The sequence below is a fragment of the Bacillus sp. FSL K6-1560 genome (assembly GCF_038592935.1).
GTDB classification, from domain to species: Bacteria; Bacillota; Bacilli; order Bacillales; family Bacillaceae; genus Bacillus; species Bacillus subtilis.
In genome coordinates this window covers 2946328-2966740 of sequence record NZ_CP151946.1, presented here as the reverse complement: position 1 = coordinate 2966740, position 20413 = coordinate 2946328, and the positions used below count along the sequence as shown (strand labels likewise).

The window sequence follows — 20413 nt, the reverse complement described above, 5'->3', positions numbered from 1 at the left end:
AAGTAGCATATATGACATAAGGAAAGGAAGGGGACAAAAATGAATCAGCATCATAAACCTTCCCAAAAATCTCCATATACAGATTCATCGTATCAATCAAAAAAGATAAAAAAGAAAGGCTGCGGGTGCGGAAATAAAAAGAAAAAGCCTCAATAGCCTGGCAAAGAAACCGGAGAACTCCGGTTTTTTGTTTTTTTAACGGGGCGGCCTTGCTCAGCATATATCATAAGCGGGGGGATAAAAGTGAATGAGTTTGAAAAATGGATAGAAGGAAGATATGAACCTCACGAACAAAAGCAAAAAAAGCATGAAGACACGATGGGCAGTATCAGAAAAGACTTGGATGCATTTGATAAAGCCGGTCTGGAATTTGAAGATGAGATTGAAGAGCTGGCTGAAAAAACAGAGGCCTTACTTAAAAAACATCAAGCTCAATATGATCAATCGTAAATCCGCAAACGCCCTATGCGAATATCCAAGCCGATCCCAGCAGCTCACATAGTGTATAGAGAGTAAAGGAGGTGCTTATCTATGGGCTTTGGATACGGATTCGGCGGCGGCTACGGCGGCGGCTGTTATGGCGGTTATGCTGGCGGTTACGGCGGCGGCTATGGTTCAACATTTGTTTTGTTGGTCGTATTATTCATTCTCCTCATCATCGTAGGTGCATCTTTCTTTTAAGATGTATTGAGGAAGTACGGGTTATAACCCGTGCTTCCTTGCCTTGTGTTTATTTTTTAAAATGTTGGAAAAGCACATTGTATTATGTGCATTCATACAATACCGTATTACTCCGCCAAAAGGAGGCGCATTATGGATAATCAATTTTTTAAGAACATCGAAAAGAAAACAGGTGTGAAGATGCAGGATGTAATGAATCTTGCCGGATCACTCCAAAACGCTAATTTTAAAGATGAAAATACAGTGCGCAGTGTGATTAACCGCGTAGCGCAGATGGCAAACAGACGCGTGCCAAAAGAATTAGAAGATAAAATTGTGGAATCTATTACAAGCGGAAAAGAAAAGCTTGATTTTGGCACGATTTCTAAAATGATGGATAATAAATAAGTGGATGGCCTGGCTGACTCACTGCAGCGGGCCTTTTTTTACAGTAAAAACCCGGCAGTAATCTGCCGGGCTGTTAATGATGCAAGGGCTGTCTTGCTTTCTGTAGAAGGGGATACAAAAATCTTGAGCGGTTGGCTGTTTTGCCGCGCCTGTTAGCGGGGCAAGACAAATATAAATGCTGTTTCGCCCGGGTCATGGCTACATATAAAAGGCGTCTTTCCTCCTCAAGAGCGGCCTCGTCTCCTTTTCTTGCCGTTTCTAATGAGAAATCGTGCGGAATCGAGCCGTCTACAGTGCCTAACACGTAGACTGTTTTGAATTCAAGGCCTTTTGACCGGTGAATGGTCATCAGCTGAACGCCATGTTCATCCGTTCTGTTTTTCTCAGCGGCCCTCATATGGTCTACGTGGGCAAGAAAGTCAGGAATCGTTTTGAACTTCTTGGCGACAACCTTGATGTCGCGCAGGTCATCGGAACCTTTTTCCAGCTTGTTGCCCTCATTGCCCCGCTTTTTTAAATACTCGGAGAAGCCCATTTTTCCTTCTGCAAAGGTGATGGCTTCTACGGGCTTCATCGTGCGGAGGCTTGCAAAAAACGGTACGATTTTCTTGATTTTGTCCAGCTGGAATGGCTTCAGATCAGGCAATTTGGCCAGCGCTTTGATCATGGTACAGTCCTCTGTGATCGAGAGCGCCTTCAGCGTATTCAAAGCGGACTGTTTTAAAAACAAGGCGGGAAGCAAGTGTTTAATCGCCTCGGTGTCATCCTCATTTTGGCTGGCGTACAAGTAGGCGAGAATCTGGCGGACGATCCGTCTGCTATAAAACGATTGGACGCCGCGGTCAGCTGTATACGGAATTGACGATTGATGAAGCCTTTCATATATAGCACGGCCTCCGCTGTTTGTGCGGTAAAGAACCGCAAAGTCTTCTGGACTGGCTCCATTTTGAATTTTTTCTTTGATATCGGAAACGACCATTGTGGCTTCTTCCTCTTCATCATAAGGATAAAACAGCACAGGGACCTGAATGTCATCGCGGGCCGCTTCAAGCGTTTTGGCATATCTGTTTTTGTTCTTTTTCACAACGATATCAGCACTAGAGACGATCGGGTGCGTAGACCTGTAGTTCGCAGTTAAATAGATCGTCTTCGCTCCCGGATAATCCTTTTGAAAATCAAGAATGAAAGACGGGTTGCTTCCGCGAAACGCGTAGATGGACTGGTCATCGTCTCCGACACAGCACAGGTTTTGCTCCGGGCTGGCGAGCATTTGCATGATTTTGTATTGAACCGGATTAATGTCCTGAAACTCATCAATTAAGATATACGTAAACCGAGATTGATATTGTTCCAGAAGGTCAGGCCGCTCGATAAACAATTCATAGCAGGCTGAAGCCATGTCATCAAAATCAAATTGGCTGTGTTCTTTTTTCTGGCGTTCATAATGTTCATATAAACGATAAACTTGTTTTTCCCACTCATCTTTTAGAGGGATGCGTTCATTTGGGACATAAGTGTTTTTCCAAAAACCGATCTGCTGCAGAGCTTGGTCAACTGGGAATTCTTTCTCATCGATGCCTTCTTCATAGAGTGCTTTTTTGATATATTGTTCCCGCTGCCACTCCATTTTCAGCAGATGCTCACCGTTCCATTTAGCAGAATTAGAGTGATACAAGATCTTATAAAACAGACTGTGGAATGTTCCTGTCACAAGTCTTCTGACTTTTGCCGGCTGTAATCCGTACTGGTTCGCCATACGCTCTTTCATTTCAGCGACAGCTTTTGTTGTAAAGGTGACAAGCAGCATATTTTCAGGCGGTATGCCTAAGTGTTCGATCATGTGGGCGGCACGGGCTGTCAGCACCCGTGTTTTTCCGCTCCCCGCACCTGCAAGCACAAGCAGCGGGCCCTCTGTTTCCGTGACAGCTTTCAGCTGATCCGTGTTTAAACCGACAGACGGAAAAAGGCTCGTATCGGGTTCTATTGTTTTTGGCACAAATGGTGTTCCTGGTTTAATGCTTCTAGGACGGTGCCATTCTGTAACAGCTGGGGACGGGTCAGCGGCGATCGCTTTTCCCTTGGGTAAACGAATGACACCAGATTCCTGATCATCTTCTTTTTTCCCCTCTTTAGAGGGCTTCGGTTCGCACGCCTCCTCACATGCCGGAAAATCGCCTGGCTGGCGATGGATAAACTCTGGCGGATCGGCGATGTTAAGCCGTAACAAAACGGGCTTTCCGCAATGAGAACAAAATAAATGTCCTTTTATTCCCTCTTCAAAGAGGAATTGATAATGTTCTCTCGAATATGTATGTAAATGTATGATTCTATCATTCAGTCGGGCGCATTTCAAAAAGGGGTCCTCCCAATCAAAAGGTGTTCATTACAGACAATGACTATCATATCAAAAGAAATGTGTTTCAAAAAGTAAGTTTAAGGGAAAAGAGACAGCAGAGGGGTGGGTATTGTATGATATATGCAGGTCAAATTCAGAACCAGCAATACGCTCAATATGCTAATAGAACGATTGGACATAAGCAGGATTATGCCGGAACCGAAAAAATCAGCTATGTCCCGTTTCAGCGGGTATACAAAGAACTGGAAAAGCAGCAGGAGAATCAAACGGCAGCTGAAAGAAAAGTAAACGAGATGAAACGTAAGCGCTCTCTTTATAAGAGATTGCGAGAAAAAGGAATGGGCACATATATTAATCGATATGTATAAAAAACCGTTCATACCAGAGAACGGTTTTTTTATATGCAGTAAAAATCCGGATCTCAAAAGATCCGGATGCGTTCAGTCCTTCATCATTTGTAAGTGCGGAATGCCGGCATCGAGGAATTCTTTTTCAGAAAGCACGCGATACCCGTGTTTCTTGTAAAACGGCACAGCCTGTGTTTGCGCGTTTAAAATGAAACCGGAAGCGCCTCCGTCTGCCGCGGCTTTTTCGAGCGCTTTCATAATGATGCCGCCGACACCGGCTGAGCGGTGGCTTTTCAGTACGCAAATCCGCTCTAACTTGCCGTAGCCGTCCTTCATGCGCCATCTTCCGGCACCGACTGGCTTTTCACCGTCATACACGACGATATGCTCTGACTCATTTTCAAGTTCGTCAATTTCTTCTTCAGCAGGCACGTTTTGTTCTTTGACAAAGACTTCTTCTCTTACATAGAATGCATCTTTCAGTTGTTCTTCATTTTTTGCGATAACTGCTTTCAAACATTATTCTCCTCTGCCTAGCAAGAAGGTTTCATATACTGTCCACGATCCGTTTTCCAACTGGTAAAGCAAGTGGAAACGGTCAACGATTTCTTCATGCGACACTTCCTGCATTTTTAATTGTCCCAGCACATCTGAATGCTCATCGTCGGAAAGATTTTGGCCGACCGTCACATGCGGAACGAAATTATATTCCTGTTCTCCTGCCAACACACCGGTGTATAGCTTTTCATTGAGTGTTTTTAACTCTTCCGTCGGTTCTGCTTTGATGTAAATGACATTATTGACAGGCGCAAATGAGCTGTATTTTGTCATTTTGAGAACGAGTGGGTGGGACTCTTTTGCGATGTTTCTTAAATGTGATACGAGCTGATCCGCTTTCTCCTCCGCGCATTCAAAGGATGCTCTCAGCGTCAAATGAGGCGGGATTAGAGAGTAGCTTGGGTCATAGCGCTTTCTGTAAGAGTTTGCAAGGTCTTGGAGCTTTTTTGATGGAAATAAAACGATTCCGTATTTCATATTATGTCCCTCCTGGAAATAAAGTATGATAGAGTGTTAAAGCATTTTTTTCAGCGCCGGGGTGATGAGCGGCTGCCAGTATGTCCATTTGTGGTCTCCGTCAAATGGCTCGAAATCATAATCGGAAAGCTTTTTCTCCAGCAGCTGTTTCAGCTCCCGGTTCGGTTCTGTAAAGTCCAGAATGTTCCCGTCTGTCGTGTGGACGTCAGTTTCTTTTGTTCCGATTTGGTGATAAATAGAGAGGTGTTTGATATCGTCTGACTGTTTTACGGCTTCTAGTACGTGTTTGTCAACATAGGGAGACTGCATGATGATGTTGCCAAACATATTCGGATAATCAAGCGCTGTCATAAGTGACACGGTTGCTCCGAGCGAATCACCGATCAGCGTTCGGCCGTAACCGATCTGATAGGTTGGATACTCATCATCTGCAAAAGGAACGAGCTCATGGGCGATGAACCGTTTATAAGCCGAAAATTTTGAACCCTCCGGATGATAGGTGTTTCTGCGCTCTTTTACATCCTTATAAGGAACACCGATAATAATGCTCCGGTCTATTTCGCGTTTCGACAGCAATTCCTCAACCTGTCTGCCGATCCTCCCCAGCCTGAAATAATCGTGGCCGTCCTGCGCGATAATAACATGGTATTTATAAAGCGGGGAGTAGTTGGACGGCAGATAAACAAGCAAGGTCATTTCCTCGTTAAGCTCTTTTGAAAAGAATTTCTTTTCTTGCACTGTGCCGTTTTTCGGTGCCATAAAAACATTCCTCCAGGACATCACTATACTTTCTTGCATTTTCAATTATTGTACCATGAATTATTAGAAATTTCTCTCTTTAAACGGTTCGGCACACGAAGAAAAAAGTGTTGAAATAAACTGTGAATTGCGCTAATATAAAACAATCAGAAAATTGAAATCGATATTTCTTATCGTGAGAGGTGGAGGGACTGGCCCTTAGAAACCTCAGCAACCGGCTTGTTTTGCATGTGCAAAGCGCCAAGGTGCTAAATCCAGCAAGCGTTTTTTATGCTTGGAAGATAAGAAGAAGCGTTAAACCCCTTCTTCTTATGAAGAAGGGGTTTTTATTTTGAAAAGGGAAGGTGTCAGCTATATGTCACAGCACGTTGAAACGAAATTAGCCCAAATTGGGAACCGTAGCGATGAAGTCACGGGAACAGTGAGTGCTCCTATCTATTTATCAACAGCATACCGCCACAGAGGGATCGGAGAATCTACCGGATTTGATTATGTCCGCACAAAAAATCCGACACGCCAGCTTGTTGAGGACGCGATCGCTAACTTAGAAAACGGCGCGAGAGGGCTTGCCTTTAGTTCGGGAATGGCTGCTATCCAAACGATTATGGCGCTGTTTAAAAGCGGAGATGAACTGATCGTTTCATCGGACCTATATGGCGGCACGTACCGTTTATTTGAAAATGAATGGAAAAAATACGGATTGACTTTTCATTATGATGATTTCAGCGATGAGGACTGTTTACGCTCTAAGATTACGCCGAATACAAAAGCGGTGTTTGTGGAAACGCCGACAAACCCCCTCATGCAGGAGGCGGACATTGAACATATTGCCCGGATTACAAAGGAGCACGGTCTTCTGCTGATTGTAGATAATACATTTTATACACCGGTCTTGCAGCGGCCGCTTGAGCTGGGAGCTGACATTGTCATTCACAGCGCAACCAAGTATTTAGGCGGGCATAACGATCTGCTTGCTGGACTTGTCGTGGTGAAGGATGAGCGGCTCGGAGAGGAAATGTTTCAGCATCAAAATGCAATCGGCGCAGTCCTGCCGCCATTTGATTCGTGGCTTCTGATGAGAGGAATGAAGACGCTGAGCCTCAGAATGCGTCAGCATCAGGCAAACGCGCAGGAGCTTGCGGCGTTTTTAGAAGAGCAGGAAGAAATTTCGGATGTGCTGTATCCCGGAAAAGGCGGCATGCTGTCCTTCCGTCTGCAAAAAGAAGAATGGGTCAATCCGTTTTTAAAAGCACTGAAGACCATTTGTTTTGCAGAAAGCCTCGGCGGGGTGGAAAGCTTTATTACATACCCTGCGACCCAGACGCACATGGATATTCCTGAAGAGATCCGCATCGCAAACGGGGTGTGCAATCGGTTGCTGCGCTTTTCTGTCGGTATTGAACATGCGGAAGATTTAAAAGAGGATCTAAAACAGGCATTATGTCAGGTCAAAGAGGGAGCTGTTTCTTTTGAGTAAACACAATTGGACGCTGGAAACCCAGCTCGTGCACAATCCATTTAAAACAGACGGCGGAACCGGGGCGGTCAGTGTACCGATTCAGCACGCCTCGACTTTTCACCAATCTTCATTTGAAGAGTTCGGGGCATATGATTACAGCCGCTCTGGCACGCCGACAAGAACAGCTCTCGAAGAAACAATTGCCGCACTGGAAGGCGGAACAAGAGGATTTGCTTTCAGTTCAGGCATGGCTGCCATCTCAACAGCATTTTTACTGCTGTCACAGGGTGATCACGTTCTTGTGACAGAAGATGTATACGGCGGAACCTTCCGTATGGTGACAGAGGTGCTGACCCGGTTTGGCATTGAGCATACGTTTGTCGACATGACGGATCGTAATGAAGTGGCGCGGAGCATCAAGCCGAATACAAAGGTCATTTATATGGAGACGCCATCAAATCCGACACTTGGGATTACGGATATTAAAGCGATTGTTCAGCTTGCAAAAGAAAACGGCTGTCTGACCTTTCTGGACAATACATTCATGACACCGGCACTGCAGCGTCCGCTTGACCTCGGCGTGGATATTGTACTTCACAGCGCGACAAAATTCTTAAGCGGACACAGCGATGTGCTCTCAGGTTTGGCTGCTGTCAAAGATGAAGAGCTTGGGAAGCAGCTGTATAAGCTGCAAAACGCGTTCGGCGCCGTCCTTGGCGTACAGGATTGCTGGCTTGTCCTGCGCGGATTAAAAACATTGCAGGTCCGTTTAGAGAAGGCGAGTCAAACAGCCCAGCGGCTTGCGGAATTTTTCCAGAAGCATCCGGCGGTGAAGCGCGTGTATTATCCGGGACTGGCTGATCATCCCGGCGCTGAAACCCATAAAAGCCAGTCAACGGGAGCGGGCGCCGTGCTATCTTTTGAGCTTGAAAGCAAAGAGGCCGTTAAGAAGTTAGTCGAGAATGTGTCACTCCCAGTCTTCGCTGTCAGCCTTGGCGCCGTGGAATCGATTTTGTCCTATCCGGCAACGATGTCTCATGCGGCAATGCCTAAGGAAGAGCGTGAAAAACGCGGTATCACTGATGGCCTGCTCCGTCTGAGTGTCGGCGTCGAACATGCAGACGATTTAGAACACGATTTCGAACAAGCGCTGAAAGAAATTGCTCCAGTTGCGGTTCGTTAAAAAAGAAGCCGGGGATGGCCCGGCTTCTTTTATTATTGTTCGTCATCAGGATTCAGAATCGCGAGGACTTGATGATCCTCCCAAACGCCATTAATTTTTACATTTTTTCGGGCGATGCCTTCTTTATGAAATCCCGCTTTTTCTAAAACACGCATGGACCCGAGATTACGGGGCATCACACCGGCTTCAATCCGATGCAGTTTCAATTCGTGGAACGCATAATCAACAACCAATCTGACTGCCTCTGTCATAATGCCCTTTCCATTATGGGCTTTGTCTAAAAAATACCCGATGAACGCAGTTTGCAGCGCGCCACGGATGATTTGAAAGAGCGAAACCGTCCCGATTAATCTATCGTCTGGCGCTGTAAAGATGCCAAAATGATATTCTTCATCTTTCTCAAGTCTTTCCTGATACTCGGTTATCCGTTTTCTTTGCCCCTCAACCGTATAGTAATCGTCTGTGCGTATCATAGAAAACTGTTCGAAAAAATCTCGATTTTCACTTTGCAGCCGCAGGTTTTCTTCGGCATCCGTTACTTCTAAAGGTCTAACATAAATGGTTTTTCCTTTTAACATACAGTGATCTCTCCGTTCTCGTGTCAGCATTCCTCTTACATTATTCTCAGGGAAATGCAAATATCCTTTTTATAAGAAGGAAGAAAACCAATTTCCCATAAAAGTGCCAACATAGTTGCCGATTAAGTAGCCGAGCGTACCGACAAGCATGATCGGGGCGACAAGCTCCCGCCATCCCTTGGCAATTGCCATCGCAGCCGCAGTCGTCGGTCCCCCGACAGTAGCGTTGACGGCGAGCAGAATTTCTTCAAGCCGCACGCGGAACAATTTTCCGGCAGCTAAGGAAACCGCTAAATTGCTGATCGCAATGATAAACACGAATAATAGAATAAGGGGGGCATTCGTGACGATTAAACGGAGATCTGCAGGAATGCCGATCACCACAAAAAACAAATAAATCAAAAAGGTTCCAAGTTCCTGAGATCCATTGAGCCTTTCAAAAAAACGCGGGAAAAGAAAAATGATAAGAACAGTTAAAGACGTAAGCACCAGGTACTGATCGCCAAGCGTACCGGTCAGCAGGGGATGAGAAAAAATGCTTTTAAAATAACCGGAAACCTTCATACTAACCGCAACAAGCGCGAAAGCGGCACCGGCATTAAAAGCGATATCCTTTAAGGAAATATCCTTCCGTTTCCAATAGCTTTCAGCACTGTTTCCGCTGTTTCCATCGGCTTTTACCTTCTCTTCAAACGGCATGGCATAATGCCGCTGAAACCATTTGAGTGCAGGAATGCTGATTAAAATAAAAAACAAAAGCGCCATCATAAAATTATCAGCCACAACGGTAGCCGACACATATTCACCAGGCGTCTCAAATTTTGCCGCCATCGCCGCAAAGTTGACCCCGCCGCCGATATAAGAGGCGCTGATCATCCCACCGATTTTATCTAAATAAGGAATATGCTGTTTGAGTAGAAAAAAAGCCAGGATACTGCCAAGCACTGTTCCAACGGAGCTAATCAGAAAAATAAACAGCAAACGCCTGCTTTCCTTAAAAATTTGCCGAACATTGATCTGAAACAATAAAAGTGGTATCGCCAGTGGTACCACATAAGACCACACAGTGTCATACACAGGCGACTCAACAGGAAGCACTCCTACATTTGTAAACACCATAGCACCTGCAAGGGCGATAATAGCGCCCGACACAGCGGACGCCCACTTAAAGCGCTGCTCCAGCCCGATACTCACTGCCGCCCACACCGCAATAAACCCCCATAATACCCATACATCATCGGAAGAAATCAAAGAATGCAAAACCCCATCACCTCTATTGTTAGAAAATTAAGACATATTATAATAGCCGATGAACAGAACAGCAAGTCCGAAAAAAGTTTTTCTAAAAAAGCAGTTGACGAATAGAAGGGAAGGTTATATAATAGAACTTGTCAGAAAGACAACAACATACCCAGCAACACATACATATCATGATTCCGTAGCTCAGCTGGGAGAGCGCTACCTTGACAGGGTAGAGGTCGCTGGTTCGAGCCCAGTCGGAATCATAGCTTAAACCCTTGCGCAGCAAGGGTTTTTTACTTTGCTTATTTATTGATTTTGTCATCATTCATCGAGTTGGGGACGAATTGGGGACGGAAGTTTTTTAAGCTGATTTTGAAGTGAATTCAAAATCAGCTCTGTTTCTATGCTAGGTTAAAGTTTCAATATTCTTTTCGATTTTTTGAATAACTTGTTCGAGCCATATGATTGGAGATACGCCGTAACTAAGAACGTCCACTCCGTCAGCAGCTTCATCGATAAAATCATTCTTTTCTTCATCCGAATAATCGCTGTTAAAAAAATCTTTCAATGCAGCTATATCAGTTTCTTGCTCTTTTTTTGGAATCTCTTCTAAGTATTCGTCCAGTGCTGACTCTGGAGCTTCTATATCTTGATGAAATATACCTCCTAGAAATTGAAATACAGGTTCAGATATTTCGATTTCAATCATTACTTATCACCACCAAGAAAAGTTAACTTCAAATCTGAGAAATGGTGCGTATCTTATTCTATATAACTTTCTGTTATATCAATATCATTTGTCATTTCTAAGTCAGGGTATTTTTCATCTAATTTTTCTTAAACAATTAATAAGTTCTTTACTTTGTAAACTTTTAGCTAAATCTTCAAATACTTCACTGATCCAATATAAATCTTCTTTATTACAATTTTCTAATAGCTAATTGTATTTTCTTCAGGTATCGATGGATATTATGAACCAGCTACAAAAGCGAAATTGAAGTAATATAAAAAGCCCTCTTAAAATGGGGGCCTTTCAGTGTTTCTTTTAAATAGCTTCTTTTAGTTGTTCTATTACACTTTTCAACCATTCTATAGGTGGTAATCCAATTGTCGGGAAATATATCTCTGCATTAGACTTTATAATGTCTTCCTTTTCTTCTTTAGTTAGATCACTATTTAGAAACTCTTCGCAAAACTTAACTGTAAATAGCAAACCTTCTTTACTAATTTCCTCAATAAATTCGTCTAATGCGTGTTCAGGGGATCGGATATCTTGATGAAATGTTGCACCTAAAAAATTTTCTAATTCGTCTAAGAAATCATAACCTTCATCCATGATACTTCCTCTCTTTCTATTTGGTTGGATATCCTGTAAGAATAAAGTTACCGTTGTTATCTTTTTTGAGTATAATTTTTGCGTTTGTAACGTTTTCTACTAGTTCTGAATTTCTTGATACACTTCTGCCGATTATTTCTCCATCGCCCTTGTATCTTAACATTAATTTAGGTTTTTTAGGATCATCAATCCAATTTTCGATTTTCTTTATATTTTTTGGATCGTTTAAAACTGAATTAGCAATTCTCTCAGCAGTAGCCCTATCTTTAAAAGTAGATGAAGCTGTAATATGTGGGTTAGGATCGGTTCTCAGTCTTTCTATTAATTCTTCGTCGGTCTTCCCCACATGTCTTTCTATAAGATGCCCGCCTTTTGCTTCATGAGCAGCTAATCCCCCGCCAGGTGCGAGAGGGGTGCTATCACCTTGTTTGACATTACCTGTACCCATGTTGTTAGAACTTTCAGATCTTCTGAGAACACTCTCTTTTTTATCTTCCGCAATACTTTTTAGCAGCGGAGTATTTTTCACGTTAATGGTTTTCTCAGCATCTTGAAGGATTCCTTCTAATGCAGGAGTATATCGATTTACAGGAGAATTGACAAACTGTTTTACAGACTTTCCACCTTTCTTAATTGTGCCACCAGCTGCTTTCCCAACTTTAGCAAGATCTTTCGAGCCTGTTGAGACAGAGGACTTTCCAGCTTTCAATAACAGAAGACTTCCGCCCAAATAAGTAACATAGTGCAGCCGTGTGTATGCATCCCCGTGAATCATTTTTGTATCCCAATTATCCTTCAATGTGTCGACCATACTTTGAAAGGCAGCTTGATAGTCGTATTCCAGAACTGTATCCAGCACTTTTTGAGGATCCTTGTTTAAGTTGTCAATTGTCCAACCGATATTCCATCCGAATTGAATGGCTCCTTCACCGGTATCCTTGGCAAGATCGTATAAACCAACAATCGCACCCTTGGCGCCATCAACTATGATTTGCAACACTTCTTTTCCGTTATCCATGAAAGCTTTACGCTGTTCAAGAAATGAAACAAATTCAAGCTGTTCAGGGGTAAGGTTCTCATAGCCGACCTTCTTGGCAATTTCTAAGTATTCATCCGGATCTGTTACTCCGTCAGCTAGCTTCTTCTTTAGCTCTTTGATTTCTCGTTCTTTCGCTTTATCTTTCTTGATCTTCAAATAAGCTTCAGTCTGTTTCTCGATATCGCCTTTTCTCTTATGTATATCACTTTCTCGATAAGCCTTGGCATTATAATGGATTGGTGTAGCATTCTTGCCTTTGCCTGTGGATTCCTCAAGCTTTTGGAAGTCCTTCTTGATGAATTGCTCGTTTGGCTCTGATTGGGCATATTCAGTAACAAGTGCTTCGTCCACGCTGCCTAGTTTATCGACTGTTTTTTTGCGTTTGTCCTCCGCATCGGCGAGTTCGTCTTTAAAGTCCTCAGTTGAAAACAGATTAAGCGGAAGGATATCGTCGATATTATGTAAGATATCTTTCATGGCTTTCTTTTGTTCAGACATAATAGATTTTGATTTTGTGTAGGCGTTAGCCAGCTCGTGTTCTAAGAAGGATTCTTCTATATAAGCATCAGATAAGCTGGCGTCCTCTAGAGTGCCTGAAATGCTTGTCAAGAAAGCAATTTTCATATCAAGTAAGTCAATCCAATTGTCAGCCACACCCACATGATCTTGATAAAATGCTTTAATGTTGTCAGCGCCTTTGCCGGAAAACTCACTGTCATCTAAATCAGCTACAGCTTTAAAAGCCTTTTTTAGATTGACCATCTGACTTCTTAATTCATTGTATTCTTTTGCGCGTTTATCTGCTTCAGAAAGCAGTGATTTGGCTTCAAATACTTTCATGTTCATATCCTTTCGTTTGAATAGCTCCAAAAAGATTTTACCATGGGAAAATGAAGAAATAGACAGCGATGTGATTCAAAAGTGTGAAATGAATAATTTGATCTGTGTCAATTTACCTATTCGGATTATTTGTTTGGAAACTGATGACGCAGTAAGACGATTCCAGCTGATGAATGGTTTAAATAAATCCTAATGGCATTTATGGCCCGAAAACTAAAGCGAAGCTCGAATCCCTTCTTAAATAAAAAAGCCCTTCCCGATTGGGAGGGCTTTTTCTCTTATTTAATAGAAACGTGATGTGTGTACCAGTTTCCGGTTGCAGTGAATCGTAATTCCATATGGCCGTGGCGGTTACCTCCATACTTTACAAACGTGTAATCAGAATTGGCGATTGCATCCTTAGGCGTTTTATCAATGTTTGCAATTTTCTTGGAGGTGATTTTACCATTCCAGCCAGCAAAACCTGAAGCGGATGCACTTGGCGGGCTTTCCCACTTTGTTATTTTCTTTCCATATTCGTATGAATAGTTGTCACTTACTCGAATATCATATAATTTTATCCCTGTAAACTTTACAGCGTAATAGCCACTTGCAGTTTTATTTTGGGTGGCCTGTGTTTTTATCTTTTCCATTCCCATATCTGTACTTACGCCCGTTTCCACAGTGAAACCATTACCGAGATCAATTTCTTGATATGGATGATCTTTGCTGACATGCATACTGTTTAAAGCCTTATTCACTTATTTAACAGTGGGGATTTTCTCAGATGAAAGGGTTCTCAAGTTTTTTTGTTTTGTTACCTCGTGAAAGGTCGCCTTATCAATAATCAGATCAGAATTCTTGTCCACTTTTTCGGCAGCATTTGCACTTTGAAGACTAAACAGAGATGAAAAACTCAAAGCTAGGGCAAAAACCACACCCACAAGTAACTTTTTCATTTTATCCCTCCTTAATGTTATCGTCCCCATCTTATCTTAATGTATAATATTGGTAAAAGAGACGAAAGTAACAAATGATGCTATTGATTAAAGTATTAGGCTTTGAAGGAGCGGGAAGATTGAAAAGTAAATGAATGGTTTTACCCATTTAAACAACCTTATATCACGTGTATATTGGATTGTAGGGGAGGGATATCATGGTCAAGATCATATTGGCATTTGTTTATCTATTTGGCTTCGTTGTGTTGAGCAATTGGGCTTTCGACGGAATATTTTCCGAGAGCTATTTCTCGCCAATCGGTTTCCTTTGGTCTATCTTATTTACATTTTTCATAGGGGTTTATACCGGCTTGCCTTTAATCTACAAAAAGTTTACTCAATCAAGCCGTTTGACTTTGAAAAGTAAAAAGCCGATTTATTTCACTATCGGTACAGCCGTTATTCTCTTTGGGCTTTATTTTCTCAAAAACGAAATCGCCCCCTATTTTATGCTATGTGGCTATTTTTTAACTCTGGCATCAGGTATAGCCCTGACCATCTTATTACAGCCCAAAACCAACAACTGTAAAACAGTATAACCAACAAGAATTAATTAAAAGCCCGTCGTTTTTTAGACGGGCTTTATACAAATTTAATCAAATTCGAGATACGAAAGCATTATTTCGTGCCGCAGCTTTAATAGCTGGAGATAGACTGCTACTTTTTCATTTTTCTCCATCATATCGAATTCTTTTTCAACTTTTTGTTTCATTTCTTTTGCTTTCTCAACTCGACCCTGTTTTATGACAACATACCAATGATTAATGTCTGTAGTTACGTAATGATATGGGATTAAATCCGAAACAGACAATCAAATACCTCCTTTTATTTACATATATTTAATATTATACCACTAAGGACACCCTCTAAAAGAATTATTTTTTGAAAAGTCCATCTATTTAGACTGAAAAAAGGTCAGAATAAACATAAATAAGGACTGTATCGTCTGATATGAACTCTTTAGCTTGCTTTAGAATTTAAGAAAGCTGATCTAAAAGGCACTCGAAGTCGTCTAATGATTTATAAATGGCATCTATCTTTTTCAAGAAAATGTTATAATGAAAAGCCATAAAATGATAGGAGGGGGAATTTCGATGCATTACATAACGGCATGTTTAAAAATCATCAGTGATAAAGACCTTAATGAGATAATGAAGGAATTCAAAAAACTTGAGGAAGAAACGAACAAAGAAGAGGGTTGTATTACATTCCATGCTTATCCGCTTGAGCCATCAGAACGTAAAATAATGCTTTGGGAGATTTGGGAAAACGAAGAAGCTGTGAAAACCCATTTCACGAAAAAACACACAATAGACGTTCAAAAACAAGAATTAACGGAAGTAGAATGGTTAATGAAAAGCAATGTGAATGATTAAAAAGGCGTCTTCAAAAGAGACATTCAAAAACTAAGAAGCGGAAAGTTGTTGGCGGATTGTTGTCCAACTCCGACAACAATATCATGCGGAGAATTAAATACATTTATTAATAATAAGTTTAAAAGCTTGGAGAAAAAAATGAAAAAGAAAACCCAAATTATACTTTCCCTTTTAGCAGCACTTATAGTTATATTGATAGCACTACCAGTTCTATCTCCTGTTGTTTTTACAGCTGCTTCTGAAAAAGGAGCAATCAGACACGAAATTTATAAAAGAGGATATCCCTATCAGAGCTACTTTGCAGTTCTCCAAAAAGAAGGTGACAATGAATCTGGGAATCTTTATGATGTGAATTGGCTTGATTGGAAAGGTGAAACGGGACAAACGCCTCACTTATGCTATTCAAAAAAAGCATCAAACGGTAAATACAAAGTAGACTGTGGAACCGGGCCGTAAAAAAATGCCCGAGATGAAAGGTCTGCGGATACTGATCACTGGACAGAGAACGCTGTGCTTTGGTTGGTGTCCGTTTTTTATTTCGTATACTAAGCTGACATAAAACGAAAACAAGAAGCTATCACAGAATCAGGTCGTTTCTAGCAGTTAACTCAAAATCATAAAATCGCATTTTTCCGGAAGCTTCGGTAAAAAACGAAACTTTTGTCTCTATGATTTTATTTTATAATGTAAACGGTTTCTTATATAGTATACTTATACTATCAATTTGCTCAAGTAGATACTGACAGGAAGGATAGAAAAACAGATGGAATACATAAATACAAGACAAAAAGAGATTTTGTATCTGTTGTTATCTGAACCTGATGACTATTTAGTTGTGCAAGATTTCGCAGATAGGGTACAGTGTTCTGAAAAAACAATCCGGAATGATTTGAAAGTGATCGAGGATTATCTCAATGAGCATTCTCATGCACAGCTTATTCGAAAACCAGGGTTGGGCGTTTATTTACATATAGAAGAACAAGAAAGGACCTGGCTAAGCCAACAATTACACACTGAACATTTTTCTTCTAGGCAGCGGAGCGATGAAGAAAGAATGCTGCACATTGCTTATGACTTATTAATGAATCCGAAGCCTGTTTCCGCAAAAGACATTGCTGCTCGGCATTTTGTCAATCGATCTTCCATAAAAAAGGATTTATACGCAGTAGAAGAGTGGCTGAAGCGTTTTGATCTCACGCTGGTTTCTAGGCAGCGGCTTGGATTAAAGGTTGAAGGGAACGAAAGAAATAAAAGAAAGGCATTGGCAAGAATATCTGATTTGATCCACAATACAGCGTTTACCAGCCAATTTATTAAAAGTAAGTTTTTACATTATGAAGTAGACTTTGTGACGAAAGAAATCAAATCACTACAAAAAAAGCATTCCCTCTATTTCACAGACGAAACGTTTGAAAGTTTGCTGCTGCATACATTGTTAATGGTCCGCCGCATCAAAATGAAGCAGCCGATTTCATTGTCCCCAAAAGAAATGGCGGCAGTAAAAAAGAAGAAAGAATATAAATGGACATTTGCTTGTTTACAGCGGCTTGAACCGGTTTTTGCAATCCGCTTCCCAGAAGAAGAAGCCGTGTACTTAACATTACATATATTGGGCGGTAAAGTTCGCTATCCATTGCAGACAGAAGAGAACCTTGAAAATGCTGTGCTTCCTAAGGTTGTAGGGCATTTAATCAATCGTGTTTCAGAGCTGAAAATGATGGATTTTCATAAGGATCAGGATTTGATCAATGGTTTGAACATTCATCTCAATACTGTGCTACAACGGCTGAGCTACGACCTTTCTGTAGCAAATCCTATGCTCAATGACATCAAAAAGATGTACCCTTATTTGTTCCACCTCATCATTGATGTTTTGGAAGAGATCAATCAAACTTTTGATCTTCAAATTCCTGAGGAAGAGGCAGCATATTTGACATTGCATTTTCAGGCAGCGATCGAACGGATGCAGTGCAGCAGCGAGACACATAAAAAGGCGATTATCGTCTGCCACATGGGGATTGGGATGTCACAATTGCTGCGGACAAAAATTGAACGGAAATATCACCAAATCGCTGTAATGGCTTGTATTGCAAAGGCCGATTTAAAGGATTATATCAAAAAGCATGAGGATATTGATCTTGTCATATCCACCATTGCGCTGGAGAATATTACGGTTCCCCATATTGTTGTATCTCCGCTTTTAGAGCCTGGCGAAGAGAAGAAATTAAGTGCGTTTATACGTCAGTTGGGCGAATCACACCGCCAAAAACAAAAAACGTTTCAGATGCTGAACAATACGACTCCTTTTTTGGTTTTTTTGCAGCAGGAGGCGGAGCATCGCTACAAGTTAATCGAACAGCTGGCGACAGCTTTGTTTGAGAAAGGCTATGTTGATAAGGACTATGCGGTTCATGCGGTGATGAGGGAAAAAATGTCGGCGACAAATATTGGGTCAGGCATTGCCATTCCTCATGCAAACGCTAAATTTATTAAACAATCAGCAATCGCGATTGCCACATTAAAGGAGCCGCTTGAATGGGGAAATGAAAAAGTTTCGCTCGTTTTTATGCTGGCTGTCAAACACGAGGATCAAACCATGACAAAGCAGCTGTTTAGCGAGCTTTCATATCTTAGCGAGCAGCCGGCCTTCGTCCAGAAGCTGACGAAAGAAGCCAATGTCATGACATTTTTATCTCATTTGGATTATTAAAGCAGGGATTATTCCTTGCTTTTTTTTGTTATAGGGAAAAATGCCTTTATTACCGGAACCTATGGTAAAAAAAGCGATTTTAATGAGCTGATTTCAGTATACAGTTGAGACAAGATCTTATTATTCACACTTTAAAGGAGGTTTCCTATGAAACTGTTAGCGATTACATCTTGTCCGAATGGAATCGCCCATACGTATATGGCAGCGGAAAATCTGCAAAAAGCTGCTGACAGACTGGGCGTTAGCATCAAAGTTGAGACCCAGGGAGGGATTGGTGTTGAAAATAAGCTAACCGAAGAGGAAATTCACGAAGCGGACGCAATCATTATTGCTGCAGACCGCTCGGTAAACAAAGACCGGTTTATAGGCAAAAAACTGCTGTCTGTGGGGGTACAGGACGGCATCCGCAAACCGGAAGAATTGATTCAAAAAGCTCTTAACGGGGATATACCGGTCTATCGTTCCGCTTTAAAATCGGAATCCGGTAATCATCAGGAGAAGAAACAAAATCCAATTTACCGTCATTTAATGAACGGCGTTTCATTTATGGTTCCTTTCATTGTTGTCGGCGGATTATTGATAGCGGTTGCATTAACTCTAGGAGGGGAGAAAACACCTAACGGCTTAGTTATTCCGGATGATTCCTTCTGGAAAACGATTGAACAGATCGGCAGTGCTTCATTTTCATTTATGATTCCGATTTTAGCCGGCTATATCGCCTATAGCATCGCTGATAAACCGGGACTTGTGCCAGGGATGATCGGCGGTTATATTGCGGCGACTGGAAGTTTTTATGACAGCGCAAGCGGCGCCGGATTCCTCGGGGGGATTATTGCCGGGTTTTTGGCTGGATACGCGGCACTTTGGATCAAAAAATTAAAAGTTCCAAAAGCAATCCAGCCGATTATGCCGATTATTATTATTCCGGTATTTGCATCACTGATTGTAGGTTTAGCGTTTGTGTTTTTGATCGGCGCGCCTGTAGCTCAAATTTTCGCCTCTTTAACAGTTTGGCTGGCGGGGATGAAAGGGTCGAGCTCGATCCTTCTGGCATTGATTTTAGGGGCGATGATCTCATTTGATATGGGCGGCCCCGTAAATAAGGTGGCGTTTCTGTTTGGATCGGCAATGATTGGAGAAGGAAATTATGAAATTATGGGACCAATTGCTGTCGCCATTTGTATCCCCCCGATTGGCCTTGGCATTGCGACGTTTTTAGGAAAAAGAAAATTCGAGGCATCTCAAAGAGAAATGGGGAAAGCGGCATTTACGATGGGACTCTTCGGCATTACTGAAGGAGCGATTCCATTTGCGGCGCAGGACCCTCTGCGCGTTATTCCAAGTATTATGGCAGGCTCAATGACAGGTTCTGTGATTGCCATGATTGGCAATGTGGGAGACAGAGTGGCGCACGGCGGACCTATCGTTGCAGTGCTTGGCGCAGTTGATCATGTCCTGATGTTTTTTATTGCTGTGATTGCAGGATCTCTTGTCACTGCTCTGTTCGTCAATGTACTAAAAAAGGATATTACGGCGTCTCCTGTGCTCAGTGAAACTGCACCGCCCTCCGCGCCAAGTGAAGCTGCGGCAGCAAATGAAATAAAGCAGCCAATTCAAAGCCAAAAAGCTGAGATGTCGGAATTTAAAAAACTGACAGACATTATCAGCCCGGAATTAATTGAACCAAATTTATCGGGGGAAACGAGGGATGACATCATAGATGAATTGATTCAGAAATTGTCCCGAAGAGGTGCGCTGCTTTCAGAGAGCGGGTTTAAACAAGCCATTTTGAATCGTGAACAACAGGGAACAACGGCGATTGGCATGAATATCGCGATTCCGCACGGAAAGTCTGAGGCGGTCAGGGAGCCGAGTGTTGCCTTTGGGATCAAACGATCAGGTGTTAATTGGAATAGCCTGGATGGATCAGAAGCTAAATTAATCTTTATGATTGCTGTACCGAAAGAGAGCGGGGGAAACCAGCATCTCAAAATACTGCAGATGCTATCTCGAAAGCTAATGGATGACAATTATAGGGAGCGGCTGCTCTCCGTGCAAACAACAGAAGAAGCATACAAGCTGCTAGAAGAAATCGAATAAAGCGGGGG

The 20413-nt window shown here is 42.1% G+C and carries 23 protein-coding genes, 1 tRNA gene, 1 pseudogene and 1 riboswitch; of the genes and pseudogenes, 12 read left to right on the top strand and 13 right to left on the bottom strand.

Going from position 1 to position 20413, the window contains the following annotated elements; translation table 11 throughout:
• The first annotated feature begins 243 nt into the window (after window positions 1-243).
• The 3 genes from NYE22_RS15885 (at window position 244) to spoVIF (ending at window position 1068) form a co-directional block, all read left to right on the top strand.
• Complete coding sequence (locus tag NYE22_RS15885) at window positions 244-450, top strand: hypothetical protein (RefSeq protein WP_014479470.1); 207 nt, start codon at window positions 244-246, stop codon at window positions 448-450.
• 81 nt (window positions 451-531) lie between these two features.
• Window positions 532-681 carry a sporulation protein YjcZ gene (yjcZ, locus tag NYE22_RS15880; RefSeq protein WP_003232872.1) on the top strand — a complete coding sequence of 50 codons (150 nt, stop codon included), beginning with the start codon at window positions 532-534 and terminating at the stop codon, window positions 679-681.
• A 132-nt stretch (window positions 682-813) separates the two neighbouring features.
• Window positions 814-1068: a sporulation-specific transcription regulator SopVIF gene (gene spoVIF / locus NYE22_RS15875; RefSeq protein WP_003232870.1), complete on the top strand. Its 255-nt coding sequence runs from the start codon at window positions 814-816 to the stop codon at window positions 1066-1068.
• 73 nt (window positions 1069-1141) lie between these two features.
• On the opposite strand, the gene NYE22_RS15870 is transcribed toward spoVIF, so the two are convergent.
• Window positions 1142-3421: an ATP-dependent helicase gene (locus NYE22_RS15870; RefSeq protein WP_021479533.1), complete on the bottom strand. Its 2280-nt coding sequence runs from the start codon at window positions 3419-3421 to the stop codon at window positions 1142-1144.
• 116 nt (window positions 3422-3537) lie between these two features.
• On the opposite strand from NYE22_RS15870, the gene NYE22_RS15865 reads away from it, so the two are divergent.
• Window positions 3538-3792, top strand: coding sequence for a hypothetical protein (locus NYE22_RS15865; RefSeq protein WP_003232866.1), 255 nt, complete (start codon window positions 3538-3540; stop codon window positions 3790-3792).
• Between the two features lie 72 nt (window positions 3793-3864).
• On the opposite strand, the gene NYE22_RS15860 is transcribed toward NYE22_RS15865, so the two are convergent.
• Genes NYE22_RS15860 through NYE22_RS15850 form a run of 3 tightly spaced genes read right to left on the bottom strand, consistent with a single transcriptional unit; the run spans window position 3865 to window position 5565 of the window.
• Complete coding sequence (locus NYE22_RS15860) at window positions 3865-4287, bottom strand: GNAT family N-acetyltransferase (RefSeq protein ID WP_003245407.1); 423 nt, start codon at window positions 4285-4287, stop codon at window positions 3865-3867.
• A 3-nt stretch (window positions 4288-4290) separates the two neighbouring features.
• Complete coding sequence (locus tag NYE22_RS15855) at window positions 4291-4806, bottom strand: YjcG family protein (RefSeq protein WP_003232861.1); 516 nt, start codon at window positions 4804-4806, stop codon at window positions 4291-4293.
• Window positions 4807-4842: 36 nt separating this feature from the next.
• The gene (locus NYE22_RS15850) at window positions 4843-5565 is read right to left on the bottom strand and encodes an esterase family protein (RefSeq protein WP_003245358.1); all 723 of its coding nucleotides are present in this window, start codon (window positions 5563-5565) and stop codon (window positions 4843-4845) included.
• A 167-nt stretch (window positions 5566-5732) separates the two neighbouring features.
• A riboswitch (SAM riboswitch) is annotated at window positions 5733-5853 on the top strand.
• Window positions 5854-5920: 67 nt separating this feature from the next.
• Here NYE22_RS15850 and metI point away from each other — a divergent pair.
• The gene (metI, locus tag NYE22_RS15845) at window positions 5921-7042 is read left to right on the top strand and encodes a cystathionine gamma-synthase/O-acetylhomoserine thiolyase (RefSeq protein WP_003232857.1); all 1122 of its coding nucleotides are present in this window, start codon (window positions 5921-5923) and stop codon (window positions 7040-7042) included.
• Window positions 7035-8207: a cystathionine beta-lyase gene (metC, locus tag NYE22_RS15840; RefSeq protein WP_014479474.1), complete on the top strand. Its 1173-nt coding sequence runs from the start codon at window positions 7035-7037 to the stop codon at window positions 8205-8207. The genes metI and metC overlap by 8 nt, the downstream gene beginning before the upstream one ends.
• Before the next feature lie 32 nt (window positions 8208-8239).
• Here the strand turns inward: metC and NYE22_RS15835 are convergent, their stop codons facing one another.
• A complete protein-coding gene (locus tag NYE22_RS15835) occupies window positions 8240-8785 on the bottom strand; it encodes a GNAT family protein (protein ID WP_342411965.1) in 546 nt (181 codons plus the stop codon).
• A gap of 69 nt (window positions 8786-8854) precedes the next feature.
• On the bottom strand, window positions 8855-10045 hold the full coding sequence (locus NYE22_RS15830) for a DUF819 domain-containing protein (protein WP_009967022.1): 1191 nt from the start codon (window positions 10043-10045) through the stop codon (window positions 8855-8857).
• 172 nt (window positions 10046-10217) lie between these two features.
• Between NYE22_RS15830 and NYE22_RS15825 the strand changes: the two genes are divergently transcribed.
• Window positions 10218-10290: transfer RNA gene (locus tag NYE22_RS15825), tRNA-Val, on the top strand.
• A gap of 143 nt (window positions 10291-10433) precedes the next feature.
• On the opposite strand, the gene NYE22_RS15820 is transcribed toward NYE22_RS15825, so the two are convergent.
• The 6 genes and pseudogenes from NYE22_RS15820 to NYE22_RS15795 form a co-directional block, all read right to left on the bottom strand.
• Complete coding sequence (locus tag NYE22_RS15820; RefSeq protein ID WP_153255914.1) at window positions 10434-10736, bottom strand: contact-dependent growth inhibition system immunity protein; 303 nt, start codon at window positions 10734-10736, stop codon at window positions 10434-10436.
• A 53-nt stretch (window positions 10737-10789) separates the two neighbouring features.
• A pseudogene (locus tag NYE22_RS15815) lies at window positions 10790-10961 on the bottom strand (hypothetical protein); the annotation flags it as partial.
• 111 nt (window positions 10962-11072) lie between these two features.
• Window positions 11073-11363, bottom strand: coding sequence for a contact-dependent growth inhibition system immunity protein (locus NYE22_RS15810; protein ID WP_101502002.1), 291 nt, complete (start codon window positions 11361-11363; stop codon window positions 11073-11075).
• A gap of 16 nt (window positions 11364-11379) precedes the next feature.
• On the bottom strand, window positions 11380-13242 hold the full coding sequence (locus NYE22_RS15805; protein WP_161985926.1) for a T7SS effector LXG polymorphic toxin: 1863 nt from the start codon (window positions 13240-13242) through the stop codon (window positions 11380-11382).
• A gap of 278 nt (window positions 13243-13520) precedes the next feature.
• The gene (locus tag NYE22_RS15800) at window positions 13521-13961 is read right to left on the bottom strand and encodes a hypothetical protein (RefSeq protein WP_128740254.1); all 441 of its coding nucleotides are present in this window, start codon (window positions 13959-13961) and stop codon (window positions 13521-13523) included.
• A gap of 21 nt (window positions 13962-13982) precedes the next feature.
• Window positions 13983-14180, bottom strand: a complete 198-nt coding sequence (locus NYE22_RS15795; RefSeq protein ID WP_128740255.1) for a hypothetical protein — start codon at window positions 14178-14180, stop codon at window positions 13983-13985.
• A gap of 197 nt (window positions 14181-14377) precedes the next feature.
• On the opposite strand from NYE22_RS15795, the gene NYE22_RS15790 reads away from it, so the two are divergent.
• Window positions 14378-14758 carry a hypothetical protein gene (locus NYE22_RS15790; protein ID WP_029317635.1) on the top strand — a complete coding sequence of 127 codons (381 nt, stop codon included), beginning with the start codon at window positions 14378-14380 and terminating at the stop codon, window positions 14756-14758.
• Between the two features lie 53 nt (window positions 14759-14811).
• On the opposite strand, the gene NYE22_RS15785 is transcribed toward NYE22_RS15790, so the two are convergent.
• Entirely contained in the window at window positions 14812-15030 is a 219-nt protein-coding gene (locus tag NYE22_RS15785) for a hypothetical protein (RefSeq protein WP_342411964.1), read from the bottom strand.
• 247 nt (window positions 15031-15277) lie between these two features.
• Between NYE22_RS15785 and NYE22_RS15780 the strand changes: the two genes are divergently transcribed.
• The 4 genes from NYE22_RS15780 (at window position 15278) to manP (ending at window position 20405) form a co-directional block, all read left to right on the top strand.
• A complete protein-coding gene (locus NYE22_RS15780) occupies window positions 15278-15595 on the top strand; it encodes a putative quinol monooxygenase (protein WP_015252322.1) in 318 nt (105 codons plus the stop codon).
• 138 nt (window positions 15596-15733) lie between these two features.
• Entirely contained in the window at window positions 15734-16051 is a 318-nt protein-coding gene (locus NYE22_RS15775; RefSeq protein WP_041345315.1) for a hypothetical protein, read from the top strand.
• A 307-nt stretch (window positions 16052-16358) separates the two neighbouring features.
• Window positions 16359-18305, top strand: coding sequence for a mannose transport/utilization transcriptional regulator ManR (manR, locus tag NYE22_RS15770; RefSeq protein WP_153256686.1), 1947 nt, complete (start codon window positions 16359-16361; stop codon window positions 18303-18305).
• 147 nt (window positions 18306-18452) lie between these two features.
• The gene (manP, locus tag NYE22_RS15765; RefSeq protein WP_342411963.1) at window positions 18453-20405 is read left to right on the top strand and encodes a PTS mannose transporter subunit IIABC; all 1953 of its coding nucleotides are present in this window, start codon (window positions 18453-18455) and stop codon (window positions 20403-20405) included.
• Window positions 20406-20413 lie beyond the last annotated feature (8 nt).

Excerpts from the sequence above, each read along its gene's own strand:
- yjcZ (WP_003232872.1), top strand. The coding sequence starts at position 532 with ATGGGCTTTGGATACGGATTCGGCGGCGGCTACGGCGGCGGCTGTTAT.
- spoVIF (WP_003232870.1), top strand. The coding sequence starts at position 814 with ATGGATAATCAATTTTTTAAGAACATCGAAAAGAAAACAGGTGTGAAG.
- NYE22_RS15865 (WP_003232866.1), top strand. The coding sequence starts at position 3,538 with ATGATATATGCAGGTCAAATTCAGAACCAGCAATACGCTCAATATGCT.
- NYE22_RS15855 (WP_003232861.1), bottom strand. The coding sequence starts at position 4,806 with ATGAAATACGGAATCGTTTTATTTCCATCAAAAAAGCTCCAAGACCTT.
- NYE22_RS15850 (WP_003245358.1), bottom strand. The coding sequence starts at position 5,565 with ATGGCACCGAAAAACGGCACAGTGCAAGAAAAGAAATTCTTTTCAAAA.
- metI (WP_003232857.1), top strand. The coding sequence starts at position 5,921 with ATGTCACAGCACGTTGAAACGAAATTAGCCCAAATTGGGAACCGTAGC.
- NYE22_RS15835 (WP_342411965.1), bottom strand. The coding sequence starts at position 8,785 with ATGTTAAAAGGAAAAACCATTTATGTTAGACCTTTAGAAGTAACGGAT.
- NYE22_RS15820 (WP_153255914.1), bottom strand. The coding sequence starts at position 10,736 with ATGATTGAAATCGAAATATCTGAACCTGTATTTCAATTTCTAGGAGGT.
- NYE22_RS15810 (WP_101502002.1), bottom strand. The coding sequence starts at position 11,363 with ATGGATGAAGGTTATGATTTCTTAGACGAATTAGAAAATTTTTTAGGT.
- NYE22_RS15805 (WP_161985926.1), bottom strand. The coding sequence starts at position 13,242 with ATGAAAGTATTTGAAGCCAAATCACTGCTTTCTGAAGCAGATAAACGC.
- NYE22_RS15800 (WP_128740254.1), bottom strand. The coding sequence starts at position 13,961 with ATGCATGTCAGCAAAGATCATCCATATCAAGAAATTGATCTCGGTAAT.
- NYE22_RS15795 (WP_128740255.1), bottom strand. The coding sequence starts at position 14,180 with ATGAAAAAGTTACTTGTGGGTGTGGTTTTTGCCCTAGCTTTGAGTTTT.
- NYE22_RS15790 (WP_029317635.1), top strand. The coding sequence starts at position 14,378 with ATGGTCAAGATCATATTGGCATTTGTTTATCTATTTGGCTTCGTTGTG.
- NYE22_RS15780 (WP_015252322.1), top strand. The coding sequence starts at position 15,278 with ATGAAAAGCCATAAAATGATAGGAGGGGGAATTTCGATGCATTACATA.
- NYE22_RS15775 (WP_041345315.1), top strand. The coding sequence starts at position 15,734 with ATGAAAAAGAAAACCCAAATTATACTTTCCCTTTTAGCAGCACTTATA.
- manR (WP_153256686.1), top strand. The coding sequence starts at position 16,359 with ATGGAATACATAAATACAAGACAAAAAGAGATTTTGTATCTGTTGTTA.
- manP (WP_342411963.1), top strand. The coding sequence starts at position 18,453 with ATGAAACTGTTAGCGATTACATCTTGTCCGAATGGAATCGCCCATACG.